At 28.4% G+C, this 21,042-nt stretch carries 15 protein-coding genes; 6 read left to right on the top strand and 9 right to left on the bottom strand.

Features of this window, described 5'->3' with window-relative positions; translation table 11 throughout:
* Window positions 1-40 precede the first annotated feature (40 nt).
* Window positions 41-3,325, bottom strand: a complete 3,285-nt coding sequence (ccsA, locus tag RT575_RS04585) for a cytochrome c biogenesis protein CcsA (RefSeq protein ID WP_313579147.1) — start codon at window positions 3,323-3,325, stop codon at window positions 41-43.
* Window positions 3,326-3,599: 274 nt separating this feature from the next.
* Between ccsA and RT575_RS04580 the strand changes: the two genes are divergently transcribed.
* Window positions 3,600-4,679: an NADH:flavin oxidoreductase/NADH oxidase gene (locus tag RT575_RS04580; protein ID WP_313579145.1), complete on the top strand. Its 1,080-nt coding sequence runs from the start codon at window positions 3,600-3,602 to the stop codon at window positions 4,677-4,679.
* Window positions 4,680-4,728: 49 nt separating this feature from the next.
* Here the strand turns inward: RT575_RS04580 and RT575_RS04575 are convergent, their stop codons facing one another.
* On the bottom strand, window positions 4,729-5,424 hold the full coding sequence (locus RT575_RS04575; RefSeq protein ID WP_313579143.1) for a VIT family protein: 696 nt from the start codon (window positions 5,422-5,424) through the stop codon (window positions 4,729-4,731).
* 169 nt (window positions 5,425-5,593) lie between these two features.
* On the opposite strand from RT575_RS04575, the gene RT575_RS04570 reads away from it, so the two are divergent.
* Window positions 5,594-7,834, top strand: a complete 2,241-nt coding sequence (locus RT575_RS04570; RefSeq protein ID WP_313579141.1) for a TonB-dependent siderophore receptor — start codon at window positions 5,594-5,596, stop codon at window positions 7,832-7,834.
* Window positions 7,835-7,885: 51 nt separating this feature from the next.
* Here the strand turns inward: RT575_RS04570 and priA are convergent, their stop codons facing one another.
* The 3 genes from priA to RT575_RS04555 form a co-directional block, all read right to left on the bottom strand.
* Window positions 7,886-10,345, bottom strand: a complete 2,460-nt coding sequence (gene priA / locus RT575_RS04565) for a primosomal protein N' (protein ID WP_313579139.1) — start codon at window positions 10,343-10,345, stop codon at window positions 7,886-7,888.
* Window positions 10,346-10,474: 129 nt separating this feature from the next.
* Window positions 10,475-11,647, bottom strand: a complete 1,173-nt coding sequence (locus tag RT575_RS04560) for a proline dehydrogenase family protein (protein WP_313385590.1) — start codon at window positions 11,645-11,647, stop codon at window positions 10,475-10,477.
* 132 nt (window positions 11,648-11,779) lie between these two features.
* Window positions 11,780-12,028, bottom strand: coding sequence for a type B 50S ribosomal protein L31 (locus RT575_RS04555; RefSeq protein ID WP_313385588.1), 249 nt, complete (start codon window positions 12,026-12,028; stop codon window positions 11,780-11,782).
* 499 nt (window positions 12,029-12,527) lie between these two features.
* On the opposite strand from RT575_RS04555, the gene RT575_RS04550 reads away from it, so the two are divergent.
* Complete coding sequence (locus tag RT575_RS04550; protein WP_313579137.1) at window positions 12,528-13,901, top strand: hypothetical protein; 1,374 nt, start codon at window positions 12,528-12,530, stop codon at window positions 13,899-13,901.
* Between the two features lie 56 nt (window positions 13,902-13,957).
* Here RT575_RS04550 and fabV read toward each other — a convergent pair whose 3' ends face one another.
* Window positions 13,958-15,157: an enoyl-ACP reductase FabV gene (gene fabV, locus RT575_RS04545; RefSeq protein WP_313385584.1), complete on the bottom strand. Its 1,200-nt coding sequence runs from the start codon at window positions 15,155-15,157 to the stop codon at window positions 13,958-13,960.
* A gap of 126 nt (window positions 15,158-15,283) precedes the next feature.
* Here fabV and RT575_RS04540 point away from each other — a divergent pair, with 126 nt between their 5' ends.
* Together RT575_RS04540 and RT575_RS04535 are read left to right on the top strand one after the other, a co-directional pair.
* Window positions 15,284-15,703, top strand: a complete 420-nt coding sequence (locus RT575_RS04540; RefSeq protein ID WP_313385582.1) for a transposase — start codon at window positions 15,284-15,286, stop codon at window positions 15,701-15,703.
* Between the two features lie 14 nt (window positions 15,704-15,717).
* Window positions 15,718-16,005, top strand: coding sequence for a helix-turn-helix domain-containing protein (locus RT575_RS04535; RefSeq protein ID WP_313579134.1), 288 nt, complete (start codon window positions 15,718-15,720; stop codon window positions 16,003-16,005).
* Here the strand turns inward: RT575_RS04535 and RT575_RS04530 are convergent, their stop codons facing one another.
* Window positions 16,006-16,305 carry a DUF3817 domain-containing protein gene (locus RT575_RS04530; RefSeq protein ID WP_313385579.1) on the bottom strand — a complete coding sequence of 100 codons (300 nt, stop codon included), beginning with the start codon at window positions 16,303-16,305 and terminating at the stop codon, window positions 16,006-16,008.
* 154 nt (window positions 16,306-16,459) lie between these two features.
* On the opposite strand from RT575_RS04530, the gene RT575_RS04525 reads away from it, so the two are divergent.
* Window positions 16,460-17,572 (top strand): ionic transporter y4hA, encoded by a 1,113-nt coding sequence (locus RT575_RS04525; protein ID WP_313579132.1) that lies wholly within the window; start codon window positions 16,460-16,462, stop codon window positions 17,570-17,572.
* Window positions 17,573-17,584: 12 nt separating this feature from the next.
* Here RT575_RS04525 and rodA read toward each other — a convergent pair whose 3' ends face one another.
* Both rodA and RT575_RS04515 read right to left on the bottom strand, forming a co-directional pair.
* Complete coding sequence (gene rodA, locus RT575_RS04520; RefSeq protein ID WP_313385576.1) at window positions 17,585-19,129, bottom strand: rod shape-determining protein RodA; 1,545 nt, start codon at window positions 19,127-19,129, stop codon at window positions 17,585-17,587.
* Window positions 19,126-21,042, bottom strand: a complete 1,917-nt coding sequence (locus tag RT575_RS04515; RefSeq protein ID WP_313579130.1) for a penicillin-binding transpeptidase domain-containing protein — start codon at window positions 21,040-21,042, stop codon at window positions 19,126-19,128. Before RT575_RS04515 ends, rodA begins: the two co-directional genes overlap by 4 nt.

Here is a 21,042-nt window from a genome sequence, read left to right as displayed (position 1 = left end):
TATAAAATATACATGACTTTTTACTATTTATTTTTTACAATTAGTTTTTTACTTTGTAAACTTTGTTTTGAAAATACCAAGCTGCAAATGATAAAATAAACATTCCTACAGCTGTTGCTGGTACCCAAAAAGGAATTGGAACTGGATCACCTGCTGCATAAGAGTGTAATCCTGATAAATAATAATTTACACCAAAATAAGTCATAATTACAGACCAAACAGCCCATAAAGCCGCAACATTAAATGCAAATTTACCTCTTAAACCTGGAACTAAACGCATATGTAATACAACAGCATATATAATTACAGAAACAAAAGCCCAAGTTTCTTTTGGATCCCAAGACCAATAACGTCCCCAAGATTCATTAGCCCACATACCCCCTAAAAATGTACCAACTGTTAAAAGATAAATACCTATAGTCAATGACATTTCTGAAACATAAGTCATTTCTTTCAATGAAATTTCAATTTTCTTGTTTGGTTTAATTAGCATAATAATCAAAGAGAAAACAGCTAAGATAGCACCGAGACCAAAGAATCCATAAGAAGATACAATAATAGCTACATGTACAATTAACCAGTATGATTTAAGTACTGGTACCAATGGAGTAATTTGCGGATCTAACATTGAACCTCCATGAGCAAATCCCATCATAATTACAGCTACCATTGCACCTGTTGTTGGTATAAATGCATTTCTGTTTTTATATAACAACATTCCTGCTAACACACTAACCCATGAAATAAATACAATTGCTTCATATCCATTTGACCAAGGAGCGTGCCCTGTTAAATACCATCTAATTCCAAGACCGGCTGCTTGAATTAGGAAAATAATGAGTATTAACCCTAAACAAATATTAATAATTGTATGTAGAATTTTACTTTCTGAAAACAACTGTATGAATGATAAAATCATTAAAATTCCACCTATCATCGCATAACAAATCATTACGTAAAAGAAAACATTAAATTTATTATATAATACCTCTACTTCTACTTTTGTAGGAGAAGGAACTACATTCTTACCCCATTTCTGTTGATATTTACTAATATAATCAACTGCATTATCCGCTGGAGTCCAATTTCCGTTCTCTAAACCTTTTGATACCATATTAAAATATACACTTACCATACCAAGTGCTAAAGTATCAATCTCTACAGGATTATTTTGTGTTTGATAAATCCATGATGTCCATCTTTCTGAAGGATCATTTTGTACTGGAATTATTTTTAACTGATAACCTTTTGCCGTCTGATCAAGAATATTAAATCTTTCTGTTACAGCAATCACTTCTTCATCAAACTTAGATCTCTCAGATGGCTTTTTTGAAAATGCTTCATTATATGCTTTATCCAATTTAAAACGCGTCGTTTTAGGATCAATCAAATTCATTAAAGATGTATAACCATCTTCATTTGCACTTGTCATTTTTTGAAGTTGATCTCCTCCTTTTGTTCCAATTTTAATCATTGGAGCATTTACCCAATATGCAGGATCTAATTGTAAAGATATAAACCATTTATCTGACGACAAACCATGAAAATTATCTTTTTTATATACTTTTCTTAAAATTTCTAATGATTGTGTATTTACTGGTTTTATACGTCCTTCTATATCTTGAATTAAAAGATGTCCAAATTTTTCTGCGTGTTCATCAGGAATTTTTACATTTTTCGCTAACTCATCACCATCAGCCATTTTGGTAGAAAAAGCTCCCAAATGTTCAGAGGAATGAGCTTTATCTGTAGAAGTATTCGTTTCTATTTTTTGATGAGTTGATTTATTGCCATCTGTAGTTGTAGGATTTTGAGAAAATACTAAACTTGACAATAAAAATAATGGAATTAAAACATTTAATTTCTTTGTATGTAAACCTTTTAATAAAGAGTTTAATTGCATAAAACGAGTTCCTTTCCAAAATAATGAAACAAACATACCAACGAACAACATAAAATAACCTAAATAAGTGATGTTAGTTCCCCACCAATCTTGATTAACAGATAATATAGTACCATTTTCTGTTGGAAAATAACTTGATTGAAAAAATCTATATCCTTTATAATCCATTACATTATTCATATAAATATGATGTTTTTGCTCTTTTCCTTCATCTATTACAGTTATGTTTGACTCGAAAGAAGATGGATTTGATGAACCAGGATAACGATCTAAAACAAAATCATCTAAACGTAAACTAAAAGGTATTTTAACCATTTTTGAACCGTAACCTAAAGAAATATTCATTCCATCAATAGTAACATCAGCTGTATAATTTGTTTGACCTTTTCCTCCAACAATAGTTACTGTATCTCTTTTATCACCAACGATAACCTCAGCTTTGATAGCTCCTGGTAATCTTTTTTCAGTTTCTTTAAATTTAGATCCTTGACGATAAAGAATTTCTCCTTTAAACGCAGGATTAGGAATTACAAATTGAGCTCCATTAATTGTATATAAAGAGCGTAACTTTAATTGAGTTGGAACATTAAATTCAACTTTTCCAGCACCTTCTTGCAATTTTTGCATATCTGTAATCTGTCCAACTTTTTGTCCAGCCATTTGTACATATTCACCTTCAAAAGGAGATTTAATTGTTAAATTCTCCCCTTCACCAGTAATTTGTATTGTACCATCCATTGGCCTATTGTAAGCTACTAAAGTTCCATTTATACTTTTTATTTCACCATTTCTAATAAATATAGTATTTCTTCCTCCTTGGCCAACAGAAACCAATTCTAAGACATTTATCCCATTCGCTTTTCTTACAACTGTATCAAGAGCGTGTGGAATATAATCAAATGTTCTAAGTTTTATTAATTTATTCTTGAATTGATATTCACCTTCAAATTGTCTATAAAGAAGAGAATTTGTACTGTCTTTTCTATCAAAGTATGTCATGTTGTATTGATGATTATCATAAGCTAAACGCTGTGTACCATCATCAACAATCATTTTGAAATAAGATTTAGAAGAAGTAATTTCATTGCTTGTTTCTCCTTCTGGGATTGGCATTTCGCCTTCGAAACTAATATAACGAGTGATTCCTCCTCCAATAAAAATAAACAAAAAAGCCAAGTGAAAAACTAATAAAGGTAATTTTTCCTTTGACCATAATTTATATCGTTTTATGTTCATTAGAAACAAAACGATTAACCAAACCATCAAAACCTCAAACCACTTCGCTTCATAAATTACAGCTTTAGCAGTAGCTGTATCATAATCATTCTCAATAAAAGTGGCATACCCCATCGATATTGCATAAATAAATAACAATACTGTCATGGTTCTGGTAGAAAATAAATATTTTTCTATTTTACTCATTACTTAAAATTGAGCTACAAAAATAGTCGAGTTTATCTGAATAGCATTAAAATTTAATTGATTTTTATTATAAATAACAAGTTAATAGAATGTTAAATTCAATTTTATCAATATAGTCTAATAATGATATGCAACTTATATAGACTAAAGATTATTTTAAATTTAATCTTATTTAAAATAAATGTAAATTTTATATAAAATTTTACATAATATATAAATGCAAAGATTTCAAATATTTATAAATTGTAGACTAATATTTTAACAAAAATAAGCAATGAGTAAATTATTCGAATCAATAAAAATAAATGAATCAATTATTTTAAAAAATAAAATTATAATGTCACCTATGTGTCAATATTCTGCAGAAGATGGTTTTCCAAATGATTGGCACTTTCAACATTATGTTTCTCGTGCTGTAGGAGGTGTTTCTGCTATTATACAAGAAGCAACTGCTATAGTTCCTGAAGGAAGAATATCTTATGGGGATTTAGGGATTTGGAAAGATGAACAAGTTGAACATTATAAAAATTTAACTTCACAAATAAAAAAATATAATTGCATTCCTGGTATACAATTGGCACATGCAGGAAGAAAAGCAAGTGTAGAAAAACCTTGGGAAGGAAATAAACAATTAAGTCCAAATGATAAAAATGGCTGGCAAACTGTTTCAAGTTCAACTATTCCATTTCATGAAAATGATCATAAACCAATTTCTTTATCATTAAACGAAATAAAAGACTTAATTAAAAATTGGGGAAAAGCAACTGAAAGAGCCATAAAATCTGGCTTTGAAATTTTAGAAATTCATGGAGCTCATGGTTATTTAGTTCATCAATTTTTATCTCCATTAATCAATGAAAGAACAGATGAATATGGTGGAAGTTTTGAAAATAGAATTCGTTTGTTATTAGAAATAATTGATGAAATGAAGAAATATATTTCAACACAGTCTATTTGGGTACGACTTTCTGCAACTGATTGGGTTGAAAATGGATGGAATTTAGAAGAAACGATTAAATTATGTAAAATATTAAAAGATAACAATGTTGATGTAGTTGATATTTCATCTGGAGGAGGTGTAAGTGAACAAAAAATTGAAGTTAAAAAAAATTATCAAGTTCCGTTTGCTAAGGAAGTTAAAAACAATGTTGATATAATTACTGGAACAGTAGGTTTAATCTTTGAAGCAGAACAAGCTGAAGAGATATTGCAAAATAATGAAGCAGATTTAATCTTTTTAGCTAGAGAATTACTTCGTCACCCTTATTTCGCTTTAGATGCTGCTAAAAAATTAGGTGAAGATATTAACTGGCCACCACAATATGACAGAGCTAAAAATAATCATTATGCTTAAGTAAGTAAAATAAATAGGTTAATTATAAAAATCTAACCTATTTATTTTATTAGTTAACATTAACACCAAATAAATGTCCAATTAATGCTGTTATTCCCATTGCGATAGTTCCCCAAAAACAAATTCTAATCATCGCTTTCCAAATACTAGCACCTCCTGTTTTAGCAGAAATTGCGCCTAAAATCATTAAAAATATAATAGAAAATGAATATTGCCAATAAACCATATTACTTACTGGAGCAATAACAGATATTATCAGTGGTAAAGAAGCTCCTGCTAAAAATGAAAAAAACGAAGAAATAGATGCTTGAAAAGGTTTTGCTGTAGTTATCTCATTAATCCCTAATTCATCTTTTGCATGTGCTTCCAAGGCGTTATGTTCTGAAAGTTCTATTGCAACCTGAAGTGCTGTTTGTTTGCTAACACCTCTTTTTACATATATCTTAGCAAGTTCCTGTAATTCAAATTCAGGCATTTCTTCTAACTCTTTTTTTTCTCTCTCTAAATCAGCATTTTCAGTATCTGCTTGAGAACTAACTGAAACATATTCTCCTGCTGCCATTGACATTGCGCCTGCAATAGTCCCAGCTAATGCCGTAAGGACTATAGAATGTCTATCTGAACTTGCCGCTGCAACACCAATTACAATACTAGTAGTTGATAAAAGCCCATCATTAGCTCCTAAGACGGCTGCTCTAAGCCAACCAATCCTATTAACATAATGTTTTTCTAAATGATGTTTCATTCTATAAATTTAGATTTTTTTTAATAAAAAATAGTAGTTTATTTATTTTAAAGTTAATTAAATCATAACAATAATAGTTTAATAGTTAAAATTTATATAATTTATTATTTTTATTTATTCTAATTTAATTTAAATTTGTCGCCTAAAATTTACTAATTACTTATTTATCATGAAAAACAAAAAAAATTTGGTGAAATTATCTTTACCACTCCTCTTTTTAGGTGCAAATAATATTGTACAAGCACAAAATGTAGAAAAAAAAGACACAATTGAGACTCTAGAAACAATTGAAATTACAGGTAGAAAAGAAAAAGGATATAAAAATACAAGTAGTTTTAGTGGTACAAAAACAAATACAAATTTAATGGATATACCACAATCCATTAATTATGTAACAAAAGAAACTCTTGAAGATCAGGTTGCTTTTAAAACAAGTGATGCCATAAAAAATATAAGCGGTGTCAATCAAAGTTCATATAATAACAATGATTTTGTTTTAAGAGGATTTAGAGCAAATAATACATTAATTAATGGGCAAAGAATATCTACAAGAGGTTGGGCTCAAAACTTAACACCTTATGTAGAAAGAATAGAAGTAATAAAAGGTCCTGCTTCTGCATTATTTGCAAATACAGATCCTGGAGGAACAATAAATACAATTACAAAAAAACCTTTAAAAGAAAAACGAAATGCTGTTAATTTCTCTACAGGAAGTTTTAATACAAATCGATTAACAGGAGATTTTACAGGTCCTATCAATGAAAAAAAAACATTATTATATCGACTTAATTTAGCTTACCAAAACACAAAAACGTTTCGTATTCTTCAGGATCAAAAAGCATTAGTTATTGCTCCTTCATTCTCATTTATACCAAATGAAAAAACAAGTGTAAATTTTGATTTCGTCTATCAGAACACAGATGGAAGATTAGATCGTGGACAACCAATATTTGGAGGAACAAAAGGTTCTGACATATATTCTGTTCCTACATCTTTTGCTATTGGTAAAAAAAATGATTACCAAAAAGAAACAAGTATTTTTACAACTATTGCATTACAACATAAATTTACTGAACATATAACTTTTAACGCATCTTATCTACGATCTATGTATGATGAAGATTTATTAGAACATCGCACTTCCAATAGTTTTGCTGTTGATGTAGATGGAAATCAAATCCCAACATTGATGGGAATGCAAACTATAAAAAGAATTAGACAAAATTATATTGATAATTTCTCTGGTTATTTTACCTTCGATTATAAAACTGGAGAATTTGAACATAAAACTCTCGTTGGTTATGATCATATACAAGAAACTTTTCCTAAAGGTAATTCAACCTACAATGCTTCTGGTTTTCTTTCTGCAGATGGAAAAAGTGTTATTGCTAAATATGACCCAAAACATCCAGAAAAATATATGATAAAAGATGGAATGCCTGTACCTAATGTTCCTTATTTTGATTTAGAAAATCCTGATTATTCTATTTCTGATATTTCTAATTATATAAATAAAAGTCAGGAAGAAACCCCTTCAAAATACTACTTAAACGGAGTATACTTACAACATCAAATTTCTTGGAGAAAATGGAAAGCTCTTTTAGGAATAAGACAAGAATATTACACTGATGTACAAAATTATACTAAAAACAATGAAAGAAACATACAACAGCATGCATTTACTCCTAGAATTGGTTTAGTATTCGAACCATCTACAAACACAAGTTTGTATGCTACATATAACCAAGGTTATCAACCACAAAGTGCCGGAACGATCGGAAGTCCTGAAATTTATGGAGGTCCCTTTGATCCTTTAAAAAGTAAAATGTTTGAAGTTGGAGCTAAATTTGAATTTTTTCATAAAAGACTTTCGCTTACTACATCTACTTATTACATCGAACAAAATAATATTTTAATTAATGCATCTGATCCAAATAATCCTGATCTTTTAAGACAAGTTGGTCAGCAACAATCAAAAGGTTTTGAATTTGATATCAATGGTCATATTACAAATAATTTGAGTATTACTGCTGCTTTTTCTTTAAATGAAACAAAGGTAACAGAAAGTGATAATCCTGATGAAATAGGAAGAATTGTACCAAATGCTCCTAAAAGTCAAGGAAATATTTGGGTAAAATATAATTTCAGAAAAACTTCTTTCTTAAATGGGATTGGTTTAGCTGGAGGAATGAATTATGCTACTAAACGTCATACAAATGAGTTAACGCTTGATTTACCTGGATATACAGTAAGTAATGCTGCTATATTTTATCAGTTCGATCATTTCCGAATGGCACTTAACGTAAATAATGTATTCGACAAAACATATTGGGTTGGTGGATACAATTATGCCAGATTATTCCCTGGAGCTCCTAGAAACTTTATGGTTTCTGTAGGATATAGTTTCTAAAAATAATCATAAAAAAGAGAGCTTTTTATCGCTCTCTTTTTTTTATAACCATTATACTGGATCCACATCAATATCTATTCTTACAGAGCGAAATGCAGCTATTGTATGTAACTGATTAATTTTAGCAAGAATTAAATCTTTTATTTTTTGTGGTGATTGTGTTGGTCTTATTTTTATTAAAACATCTGTGATATACAAATTATTTATTCTACCTATCGATGGAGATTCTGGACCTAATAAACAACGAGAATCAAAGCTAGACTTTAATAAAATAACCAATTGTTCAGCTGTTTTATCTAAACGTTCTTTACTCTTATGTTTAAAACGCAATTTTATTAATCTTGCAAAAGGTGGATATAAAAATTCTTTGCGTTCATATAAAATATCTTTCATCGTTGGAGCATAACTATATGTTGTAACATTTTGTAGTATCTGATGCTCTGGTTGAAAAGATTGTATCAATACTTTGCCTTGTTCTTGTCTTCGTCCAGCACGTCCAGCAACTTGAGTTAATAATTGAAAAGCTTTTTCATGTGCACGAAAATCAGGGAAATTAAGTAAAGAATCTGCACGAATAACTCCAACAAAATCTACATTATCAAAATCAAAACCCTTTGTGATCATCTGTGTACCAATCAAAATATCAATTTCTTTGTTTTGAAAATCTTCAATTAATTTTTCATAAGCAAATTTTCCCCTCATTGCATCCACATCCATACGTTTAACTCTTGCTTCAGGAAAAATATTTTGTATTTGCTGTTCTATTTGCTCGGTTCCAATTCCTTTTGTATTTAATTCATGAGAACCACAGCTAGGACAACGCATAGGTTTTGCTTGAGCATAACCACAATAATGACATTTTAGTTGATTAGAAAATTTATGATAAGTTAAACTTACATCACAATTAGGACATTCTGGTGTATGTCCACATGTATTACATTCCATAATCGGAGCATATCCTCTCCTATTCTGAAATAATATTACTTGTTTTTTATGATTTAATTGTTCAAAAATTTCATCACGGAGAATGTTAGAAATATCTTCTGTTATTTCTTTTTGCTTTTGTGCTTTTTTTAAATCAATTAAATTAATTTCTGGTAATTTAATTTGTCCATAACGTTCATTTAATACAACATAACCATATTTTTTCTGAGTTGCATTGTAATAACTTTCTGCTGAAGGTGTTGCCGAGCCTAAAAGAACTTTAGCATTCATCATTCCACCTAACAGCATAGACATATCTCTCGCATGGAAAAATGGTTTCGTATCCATTTGTTTATAAGAAGATTCATGTTCTTCATCAACGATAATCATTCCTAAATTATCGAAAGGTAAAAAAAGTGCAGAACGAGGACCTATAATAATATCAAAATCACCAATTAATGTTTTTTGCCATAATTCAACTCTTTCATTTTGATTGAATTTAGAATGATAAACACCAACTTTATCTCCAAAATTCTTTTTGATACGATGAACTATTTGTGTTGTTACAGAGATTTCTGGTAATAAATAAAGAATTTTATTTCCTTTAGCAATTACTTGTTGCATTAATTTTAGATAAATTTCTGTTTTTCCACTTGATGTTACTCCATGCAATAACACCGTAGATTTATCTTTGAATTGCTCTTTTATTTGATGAAAAGCTTCTTCTTGTTTTAACGTTAATTCTGATACATTTTCTGTTTCCTCAATTCCATTATCAACTCGAGAAGTTTGATTCTGATAAATTTCTACAGCTCCTTTTTCTGCTAAAGATTTTATTACTGCATTTGTTGCTCCTTGTTTCACAAAATCGGCAACTTTTAAAGGTTTATCTTGTAATTGAGTTTCTAGAGTAATTAACTGTAGTAAAGCTTCTCTTTGTTTTGGAGCTTTTGCTAACTGATTTAAAACCTCCATAAACTGATGTTCATTTCCTTTTAAATCTGAATGTAAACGGACATAATTATCAATTTTTGGTGTATATTTTTCGTTTAATTTTTCATCTAAACATATAATTCCCTTATCTATTAAAAGTTTTAAAGTTGGAATTGCTGATTTTTCATCAACAATAAGCGCAGCTTCTTCTACAGAAATTATTTCTCTTAATTTTAATGCTTCAAAAACTAGAAATTCGTAATCATTTAACTCTTCAATTGTATCGTAATTTGGATTAATTAATCGAACAAACGTTTGAGATTCTAATTTTAAAGCAGAAGGAAATGCATTTCTAAACACATCTCCCAAAGAACACATATAATAATTAGCAATCCATTCCCAGAATTTTATTTGTGTTACAGTAACTAAAGGCTCATTATCTAAAAAAGCATGAATTCCTTTTGTTTTATATAATTCTGGAGCATTCTCATGAATAGAATGTACAATTCCTGTATATAATTTTTGAGTTCCAAATGGAACAGATACACGTTGACCTATTTTTATTTGCTGTAAATCTTTTTCGGTTAAATGATATGTAAACGTTCCATCTAAAGAAAGAGGTAAAATAATTTCAGCAAAAAAAGATGTTTTCATTCTATTTGGATTGAAAGGGCAAGTTAGTAAAAGGGTTGATTGTTTTCAAACAATTCATTCTACAAATTTATATCATCAACAAAAAAACCACTCAAATTGAGTGGTTTATATTTAAAAAATTTAAAATTTTTATTTTGATTTTTTACGGCGTTCTAATTCTTTTTCTATGAGAGATAATTCGCGACCTGTTTGTCCTGCGACAGAAGTATTTTCTTGTGCTCTACGAATAAGGTATGGCATAACTTCTTTTATAGGTCCATATGGTAAATATTTAGCAATATTATAACCTAAATGCGCAATATTAAAAGAAATATTATCACTCATTCCAAATAATTGACCAAACCAATAATTAGGATTATTTTTCTCTATTCCGTTCTCTTCCATTAGTTTGATTAATAATTCGCAACTTTCTTCGTTGTGAGAACCTGCAAATAATCCGAAACGTTCTTTGTGTTGAACAATAAATTCTAAAGCTAGATTATAATCTCTATCAGATGCTTCTTTATCTGGTTGAATTGGAGATGGATAATTTTCTGCCTCGGCACGAGCTCTTTCTTTTTCCATGTAGGCTCCACGAACAATTTTATAACCTAAATAATAACCTTCTTTTTCTGCTTTTGCAAAAATCTCCTTTAAATACGCTAAACGATCATGGCGATACATTTGTAATGTATTCCAAACAAGCGCACGATTTTTATTGAATTTAACCATCATTTCATCAGTTAAATCATCTGCAGAATCTTGCATCCAAGTTTCTTCTGCATCAATCATGATGTTTACATCTAAATCGTAACCTTTTTGACAAACTGCTTCAAAACGTTGTCGAGTATTTTCCCATGCCTTTTTTTCATCTTCTGTAAGTTCTTGTTTTTTACCTACTTTTTCGAATAATTCTATTCTACCGAAAGCGGTTGGTTTAAAAACTACAAAAGGAATTGATGGATTTTCTTTAGCTAAATCAACTAGATGTAACATAACATCACGCACTTCATCAAATTGACTTTCTTCTGTCAATCCTTCGATTGAGTAGTCCAAAATAGAACTTACATGATATTTATACAGTTTGTTTGCAACAATAACGCCTTGTTCTGCTGTTTCTCCTCCTACAAATTGTTTATAAATTGTTTCTCGGATTAATGGCTTAACAAATGGTAAATCGACAGCAATTGGGAACTTAAAAAAGTGTGTTCCAAATTTAGTTAAAGAAGGACTACCTATTAACTTGTAAAGGTAGTAAGCTTTTTTTAAATCTTTATCAGATTTAGATTCAAAAGCGAACTGAGTATTGTCGAATAAGGACATTTAAGCTAACTAATATTAAATTATTTCAAAACTGTACAAATTTAAACTTAAAACTGAATTAAACTAAAAAACCTACAAGAAATTCTTGTAGGTTTTAAAAATATTTTATGTGTAATTATTAAATTGTAATAATTATCCTTTTTTAGCGTATTTGCTTCTAAATTTATCAATACGTCCTGCAGTATCAACTAATTTAGTTTTTCCTGTATAGAAAGGGTGAGAAGAAGAAGAAATCTCCATTTTGATTAATGGGTATTCAACTCCGTCAACAACTAATGTATCTCTAGTATCAGCACAAGATTTAGTGATAAATACTTCTTCATTAGACATATCTTTAAATGCTACTAAACGGTAATTCGTTGGGTGGATATCTTTTTTCATTTTCTAAAATCTTCTTTATTAACTTTAATTGGAGCGCAAAGATAATATAATTTAAGAATGATACAATTTATTTTATAAAAAAATCATTCATAAAGAATATGTTAAGTTATTATAATTTCGAGTGTAATGGACTTCTTAAAATTAAAATAACACTTCTTTGAGCAGTTTTTCGTGGTGCAAATATAAACATTTTGATAATTTTTACAAATATTTTATGAGATAATAATAACAATATTTCGCTTTTTAAAATCTTTATTTATCAATCATTTATTAATGTTTTTTTCTTTTACAAAAAGCACTTGAGATAAAAATTCTTTACTAGTTTAGTATTTAGACTTTTTATACAAATTTTATCTAGTAAAATTAAGAAGGTGAAAGTATCACTTTCATAAAGTAATATGTTTTATTAATAATTTTAAAAAGCTATATATTTGTTGTATTGACAATAAATTTTATTTTTTATTGTTTTCTAAATTATAGTACAGCTTTTTTTAATGTTATGAATATAAAAACATTTCTGATTGGACTAACTCTTATTTCAATAGTTAGTTTTTTTTCTTGTCGAGATGATTTTGACTATGATCCTTTGACTTCCGATTTAAGATATAGTAGAGATACAATTTCTGTAGATACTGTATATAATTTTTCTAAATCTGAAACTTATGTATTGAAAATATATAATCCTGAAAATGATAATAGAGTTATTCCGAAAATATATTTATCAAAAGGAGATAAATCATTTTTTAATATAAATGTTGATGGAAAAGCAGGAAGTAGTTTTGAGAATGTTCCTATTCGCAAAAAAGATAGTTTATATATATTTATAGAAATTGCAGCCCAAGAAGCTACAACAAATCCACTGTATGATGATGAAATAAATTTTGAAACAAAAAGTTCTACAAAAAAAATAAAATTATTATCATGGATTGAAAAAGCTAAAGTCCATGAAAAAGATGCCACAATTTCATCTGAAAACTGGAATTCTAATGAAGCACAAGTAATAGATGGAAATTTAACTATTACAAGTGATTTAACAATAAATAAAGGTACTACTGTTTATTTTAAGAAAGGAGCAAGTCTTACAATTGCTGATAATGCGAAATTAATAGTTAATGGTGCATTAAATAATGAAGTAAAATTTAGATCTGCACGTCATGATAATAAATATGATTCAATTCCTGACCAATGGAAAAAAATTGAATTAAGTCCTAACAGCTATTCTACAATTAATTATGCTAAAATTATTGGTGGAGATACTGGATTGAATGTTAATAATGCATCTCTAGAAATAAGTAATACAAAAATAGTAAATAATCAATCTTATGGTATACTAGCAAATAATTCTACTATAAAAGGTTATAATTTAATTTTAAACAATAGTAATCTTGCAAGTTTAGCTATAGAATCTGGTGGTAATTACGAATTTTATCATTCTACTTTTGCTAATTATTTTAATTTTAATACATCTGTAGGACCTGCATATTCAGTTTATTTAAGTAATACAGATTCAAATCAAAATATACACCCATTGACAAAAGCTATTTTTGGAAATTGTATAATTTACAACCAAAGAACTCCAAATGCCTTAGTTTTTAGTAAACAAGATGGAGTTACTTTTAATTATTTATTTGATAATAATATTATTCATAATACTGACATAAGTATTTTAAATGTATTAAATAATAACAATTTCTTATCAAATAATATAAAAGACCCCGAATTTATAAATCCTAATTATAATGCAAATAGATTATCAGTAAAAGAGACTTCACCAGCAAAGAACTCTGGTAAAGCTGAATATGCTAATTTATTCCCTACAGATTACAATGGTAATAACCGACAAATATCCCCTACAATAGGAGCGTTTCAATAAAAAAAGAAAAAGTCGAACAAAAATGTTCGACTTTTTTATATTCTAAAAAAATAGTATTATTTGATACTAGGTACCTCTACTAATTCATTTGTATCAGCTTCGTAGTTGATATCATCATAATTAAATCCAAATAATTGGAAAAATTCATCACGGTAACCTTTGATATCTGAAATTTCGTTAATATTATCAGAATTGATTATTTTCCATAAATCATCTACTTCTTTCTGAACATCATCTCTCATTTCTAAATCATCTACTCTAATTCTTCCTTCATCATCTAAAGGTATAATTCCATCTTTTGTATAAAGACGTTCAGTAAATAATCTTTCCATTTGTTCTATAGTCCCTTCATGAATACCTTTCTCTTTCATCACTTTATATAATAAAGAAACGTATAGTGGAACAACAGGAATAGCAGAGCTAGATTGTGTAACTAAAGCTTTATTTACAGATACATAAGAAACTCCGTTTAAATCAGCTAAAATATCATTAATTACAGGAACAGTATTTTCTAAATCTTTTTTAGCCATACCAATTGTTCCTTCTTTATAAATTCTATGTGTAAGTTCTGGTCCAATGTAAGAATAAGCTACAGTTTTTACACCATCAGCTAAAACACCAGCTTCTTTAAGATCTTCAATCCAAAACTTCCAATCTTCCCCCCCCATAACTGCAACAGTATTATCTATATCTTCTTGAGATTCGATTGGGTTAATTGTAATTTCTGATACATTTGCTGTATGAAAATCTACCGTTTTATTTGTAAAAGGTTCTCCGATAGGTTTTAATACAGAAGAATGAGCAACACCAGTTTTAGGATGAGTTCTACGAGGAGAAGCCAAACTATAAACAACTAAATCTACTTGACCTAAATCCTTTTTAATTAAATCTATTGTTTGTTGTTTTACTTCATCAGAAAAAGCATCTCCATTTATACTTTTTGCATATAAACCAGCTTCTAAAGCTTCTTTTTCAAAAGCTGCTGTATTGTACCAACCTGCAGTACCAGGTTTATTTGGCGCTGCTGGTTTTTCGAAAAATACTCCTATAGTAGCAGCGTTATATCCGAAAGCGGCTGTAATACGAGAAGATAATCCAAAACCTGTTGAAGCTCCTATAACTAATACTTTTTTAGGACCTTGAGTCGTAATATTTTTTGATTTTACGTACTCAATTTGGTTATGAACATTTTTTGCAGTACCCTCTGGATGAGTTGTAATACATATAAAACCTCTTGTTCTTGGTTGAATAATCATTATGCTATATTTAATTGGATAAAATTATGAAATAAATTCTAAATAAGAAAAATTAGGAATTAAGTAATAAAATAAAAATAAACAATAATGGTTAAAGTTTACTATATTTATATTTATTTAATCGAAATGAAAAATATCCACATTGGTTTTCTTATAAAAACAAGAGTATCTGAATTAAACATAGATATTAAAAGAATTATCAAATTTTTTAAAAATAAATATACTGAAGAACAAATTTTAGAACAATATGAAAAACCATCAATTGATTCTGATGATCTACTTAAATGGTCTAAGTTACTAGAATATGATTTTTTTAGAATCTATACGCAACACATAATATTATTTTCACCTCTGAATAAAGAAATAAATAGAAACTATGAGAAAGATTCTAAACTTCCTCAATTCAAAAAAAATATATATACAATAGAAATAATAGATTTTATTTTAGAACTTTTTACTAAAGAAAATAAATCTATACAAGAAATATCTGAAGAATATAATATCCCAAAAAACACTATAAGAAACTGGACTAAAAAATATCTTTAATAAAAACCAAAAAAATGCAAAAACCTAACTACAAAAAAATCTATGAAGAAATTTTGAAACGTAAAAAAATCAAAAAAAAAATAAATGATAAAATGAGTATAAAAGACGTTTTAAAAATATCTAAAATAATTAATCCAAATAACCAAGATAAAAATCAAAAACATAAATCTTATGATTTAGATTATATTAATTATGTATTAAATGATCAATTAAAACATAATTACACAAATACTGAAGTTGCAAATAAATATAATTTAAGTAGAAATACAATTACAAAATGGAAGAAAAATTTCAATTTATAATTATTTATTACTTATTTTTTTATGTACAGCTAAAGTAGCAAATGGAATAAAAGAATACATAATAAAGAAGATAAAATCTTCATCATCAAAATTATAAATTTTTCTTACTTTAACAAGTAAAACTAAATATGCCGTAAACCAGAATCCATGAAAACATCCTGCAAATGGCATGGGTAAAATGTAACCAAATTGATATTTTATTGGCATAGCTACTAAAAATAAAAGGACACAGCTTACTGTTTCCCATACACAAGCTATACTAAACCATTTTTTTAATTTATATTCTGGTACATTTATCATTTTGCAAATTTATATTTTATTAATTATTTAAAGTAAAATTATATTTAAAATTTAATTAGAATATTTAATTTAATTATTTGAAATAACTATAATGTTATGTATAAATAATCAACAAAAGTTATTATTTTTGTGTAAAACATTAAACCATAATTAAATGCACGTAAATAATTTTATATCTAGAAAATTAAATTTATCCTTGCCTTATTGGGCTATTATATGCCCTTTACTTGCCATATCTACTCTAACAATTGCTGATGATTTTAAAGATCACTCATGGTTTACAGCTTTATTAGGATTTATACTTATTAGTGCTGTACTTGCTGCTGTTCATCACGCTGAAGTTGTTGCTCATAAAGTTGGAGAGCCTTTTGGAACAATAATTTTAGCATTAGCCATAACAGTTATAGAAGTATCTCTAATTGTATCTCTAATGATGTCAGAACCGACAGATGGACCATCTGTTTTGGCTAGAGATACTGTATTTGCTGCTACAATGATTATTCTTACTGGAATAATTGGTATATGTTTATTAGCAGGAGGTGTAAGATATAGAGAACAAAACTTTATAAAACAAGGCGTTTCTACAGCACTTATAACATTAGTTGCTATTTCTATTCTAACACTTATATTACCTAATTATTTAACTACTGAACCTGGTGGAAGATTTTCTTCAAGTCAATTAATTTTTGTTGCTATTATTTCATTAATACTCTATGGAGGATTTATCTCTGTACAAACAATACGTCATAGAAATTATTTTTTACCTCAAACATCAGAAACGGTTTCAGAAATTCATGTAGAAAAACCTAATTCATTAACTTCTATTTTTAGTTTAATTTTACTTTTAATTGCATTAGCAGCTGTGGTATTATTATCTAAAAAATTATCACCAACAATAGAAGATATGGTAATACAATTGGGTGCTCCGAAATCTTTAGTAGGAATAATAATAGCTACCGTGATATTACTTCCTGAAGGTTTAGCTGCTTATAAAGCAGCAAAGCAAGATAGATTACAAACAAGTTTAAATTTAGCATTAGGTTCTGCGTTAGCATCAATTGGATTAACAATCCCTGCTGTTGCAATTGTATGTTATTTTGCTGATTTAAAAGTTTCTTTAGGAATAGACGCTAAGTCATCAATATTACTTGTTCTATCTTTATTTACAGTTTATTTATCTTTGAATTCTGGAAGAAGTAATATACAACAAGGTATTGTTTTATTAACATTATTTCTAACTTACTTATTTACAACAATAGTTCCGTAAACAATCAAGGCCTTAAATAAGGCCTTGATTGTTTTTATAATGAATAATTAAAAATATTCCTATTAATATTGTAAATCCCCATAATGAACTACCTCCATAACTGAAGAAAGGTAAAGGTATTCCTACTGTAGGAAATAACCCTACAACCATTGCTATATTAATAAAGAAGTGAAAGAAAAGAATTGAAGCAACAGCGTATCCATAAAAACGAGCAAAACGATTTCCTTGTTTTTCTGCAATGTAATATAGTCTAGCTATAAAAATAGCATATATTAATACGAGTGCTGTACTCCCTAAAAATCCCCATTCTTCGCCAACAGCTGTAAAAATATAATCTGTTTGCTGTTCGGGAACAAATCTACCTTTTTTTATAGTTCCTTGTTGGTAACCTTTTCCATATAATTCTCCTGATCCTATAGCTGTTTTAGCATATAGAAGATTATATCCTGAAGTATCTCTATACTTTGCTTCCCCTTCATATAATACAATTACACGCTCCTTCTGATGCTTAGGTAATTTTTCGAAAACTATAGGAGAAATAAAACTTATTGAACTAGCTATAAGTAAAATTACAAACGAAACTATTATACTTAAACTAAAAACATTTGCAATTAAACCTGACTGTTTTTTGAATGGAGAACTACTTGTTTCTTTTTGCTGAGTTAATTTATTAATAAGAACAGGTATTATAGAAATAAAGAAACCAAATAATCCAAAAAATACTGTATTAAAAAATATAGGTTCAGAAAAAAATAATGATCTCATAGGAAAAAGATAACCAAAAGATTCTCTCATTTTTTCTGGAAGATTTTCTACTAAATAACATGATAATATTAATAATAGGAAAAAAACAGATAGACCTACTAAGCTACCATACATTGAGTCTTTAACTTCTCTATTATTAGTGGAAACTAGTATTAATAATACGACCAATAGTAATATAAATCCGAAAAATAAAAGTACATAGAAAGGAATTTGCACAATTGAAATTAAAAAAATCACTAATAAAACTATTGGAGAAATTATTATCCATGGATTTAAACCTTCTCTATAAAAAGCTATACTTAAAGAACAAAATATTATTACAGAACCTAAATCTGGTTGTAATAATATAAGCATTATAGGAATTATTATAACTATAAGAAGTTTCCCTAAGAAATTAAAGTCTTTAAAACTAGCATTAAAATGATTAATTAAATTAGCTAGTAACAAAGATGTTCCAATTTTTGCAAATTCAGCAGGTTGTAAACTAAAAGAACCAAATCTATACCAAGCCTTTGCACCATTTATTTCTTTTCCTACGAGTAAAACACCTACGAGTAAAATAATAGATATAATATAAAAAACTGGACTATAAACTTCAAAGAAATTTCTGTTATTTCCACTCATTATCATTAGAGCTAGAACCATAACCAAACCTAACCCAAACCAAATAATTTGCTTTATTCCTAAATCTTGATTAACACTGTAAACATTCATTATTCCAAAAGCGACAATCATTAAGCCAAGAATTAAAACTAGCCAATCTACACCTTTTAATAATCTATTTTGGCTCATCCTTTTAATGTTACAATTTTTTCTTTTTGAGGTTCAACATATAAACCTTTTCGTTTAAGATAATCGATCCACTGACGACGATATTCTCCTTGTAAATTTCCAGATTTCATTCTTTCTAATAAAGCTGGTCTTTTTATAGTATCTGTTATATATAGTTCAGCTACTAAACTAGACATTGGACCTGCCCATGTCGTTCCCCAAGATCCGTTTTCTACTATTGCTGCTACTGCTATCTTTGGCTTATCAGCGGGTGCTATTAAAATAAATAACGAATGATCTTGTCCATGTGAATTCTGAGCTGTTCCTGTTTTACCCATTTGAGTAAATGAACTAGTATCAAAACTACGAGCTGTCCCCATTGTGAAAACATTTCTCATTCCTCGTAATACAATATCAAAATGACTAGGATCAACTAATGTATTCTTCTTAACCATGTAAGTTGAATCTGTAAGAGGTTTACCATCTATTTGATGAACAATATGTGGTGTATAGAAAAATCCCTTATTAGCAATTGCTGCTGTAAAATTAGCCATTTGAAGAGGTGTTGTATTGATATCACCTTGTCCCATACCATTAAAAATTATACGATAGGGATTCCATACTCCTTCTCCAAAACGTTTATCATAAAAATCTGAATTAGGTATAAGTCCCTTACTACCAACAGGAAGATCAGTCCCCATAAATTTACCTAAACCAAAACTATTCATAATACTTGCCCATTGATTCATTCCAACACTATAATCATTAGGGTCTTTACGAACAATATCTCTATAAGCTTCAGAAAAGAAATTATTACATGATTTACCAATTGCATGTTCTAAACCTTGAGGTACATAATACATACCACAGTGACAACCTATATGCATACGACCATATCTAAAACCGTGTTTACATACATATGTTGTTTGCTCTGTCATTGTTCCCATTTGTAAACCAGCTAAAGCAGTCATCATTTTAAATGTTGATCCAGGAGGGTAAGCCCCTTGTAAAGCTCTATCAAAAGTGGGTTTAGAAATAGAATCTCTAATTAATTCATTTCTTAATTTTGAATTTAAATAATCATTTGGATTAATTGTTGGAGCAGATGCTAAAGCTAATATTTCTCCATTATTAGGGTCTATTGCAACAATAGCTCCCCTTTTATTACTTAACATTTGCTCTGCTAATTCTTGTAAACGATAATCTATTGTTAGATTAACTGTTTTTCCACTTTTTACTGGACGATCATAATCTCCATTTTTATATGGTCCTACTACACTCATTGTTCTATCAACAATAAGGTTTTTAACCCCTTTTACTCCTCTTAAATCTTTCTCGTATGATTTCTCTACACCAGCAATTCCTACTAGATCTCCAGGTTGGTAATAAGTAGAGTCTGACTTAATATAAGAAGGGTTTGCTTCATTTATATAACCTAATATGTTACCTGCAGTATTTACCATATATTTACGTTCAGGTCTTTTTATTATGCTAAAAGCCGGATATAAATATAATTGCTCTTGCATACGAGCGAAATCTTCTCTAGATATATTTTTTAAAAAAGGATAAGGAGATAATTTTTTATAATCTTTAGCACTAGTAATCTTAGAAATGATAGAGTCAAATTTTAAAGTAGATATACCTACCATTTTAGAAAATTTTTCTTTATCAAAATCATTTACGGGATCTCCTGATTTATCAATCACTCTACTTGCTATAACATCTAATTCATAAGAAAATGTATTACTAACTAATAATTTTCCATTTCTATCCAATATATCTCCTCGATTAGGATAAACAATTTCTTGTTTTATAGATGTATTAAAAGCATTTAATGTATATCGATCTGTTAACAATTGTAAATAAGCTAAACGACCTATAAATAAACAAACTATTGATAGAATTAATACATAAACAATCATCAATTTTTTCAT

It is taken from the genome of Chishuiella sp. (genome assembly GCF_032109125.1).
Taxonomy (GTDB): domain Bacteria; phylum Bacteroidota; class Bacteroidia; order Flavobacteriales; family Weeksellaceae; genus Empedobacter.
Note: the sequence above shows the minus strand (reverse complement) of the source record. Positions and strands in the feature narration are given on the sequence as shown.

Coding starts and splice junctions, on each gene's coding strand:
- RT575_RS04515 (WP_313579130.1), bottom strand. CDS start 21,042: ATGAAAAAATTGATGATTGTTTATGTATTAATTCTATCAATAGTTTGT.
- ccsA (WP_313579147.1), bottom strand. CDS start 3,325: ATGAGTAAAATAGAAAAATATTTATTTTCTACCAGAACCATGACAGTA.
- priA (WP_313579139.1), bottom strand. CDS start 10,345: ATGAAAACATCTTTTTTTGCTGAAATTATTTTACCTCTTTCTTTAGAT.
- RT575_RS04580 (WP_313579145.1), top strand. CDS start 3,600: ATGAGTAAATTATTCGAATCAATAAAAATAAATGAATCAATTATTTTA.
- fabV (WP_313385584.1), bottom strand. CDS start 15,157: ATGATTATTCAACCAAGAACAAGAGGTTTTATATGTATTACAACTCAT.
- RT575_RS04560 (WP_313385590.1), bottom strand. CDS start 11,647: ATGTCCTTATTCGACAATACTCAGTTCGCTTTTGAATCTAAATCTGAT.
- RT575_RS04555 (WP_313385588.1), bottom strand. CDS start 12,028: ATGAAAAAAGATATCCACCCAACGAATTACCGTTTAGTAGCATTTAAA.
- rodA (WP_313385576.1), bottom strand. CDS start 19,129: ATGAGCCAAAATAGATTATTAAAAGGTGTAGATTGGCTAGTTTTAATT.
- RT575_RS04570 (WP_313579141.1), top strand. CDS start 5,594: ATGAAAAACAAAAAAAATTTGGTGAAATTATCTTTACCACTCCTCTTT.
- RT575_RS04550 (WP_313579137.1), top strand. CDS start 12,528: ATGAATATAAAAACATTTCTGATTGGACTAACTCTTATTTCAATAGTT.
- RT575_RS04525 (WP_313579132.1), top strand. CDS start 16,460: ATGCACGTAAATAATTTTATATCTAGAAAATTAAATTTATCCTTGCCT.
- RT575_RS04540 (WP_313385582.1), top strand. CDS start 15,284: ATGAAAAATATCCACATTGGTTTTCTTATAAAAACAAGAGTATCTGAA.
- RT575_RS04575 (WP_313579143.1), bottom strand. CDS start 5,424: ATGAAACATCATTTAGAAAAACATTATGTTAATAGGATTGGTTGGCTT.
- RT575_RS04535 (WP_313579134.1), top strand. CDS start 15,718: ATGCAAAAACCTAACTACAAAAAAATCTATGAAGAAATTTTGAAACGT.
- RT575_RS04530 (WP_313385579.1), bottom strand. CDS start 16,305: ATGATAAATGTACCAGAATATAAATTAAAAAAATGGTTTAGTATAGCT.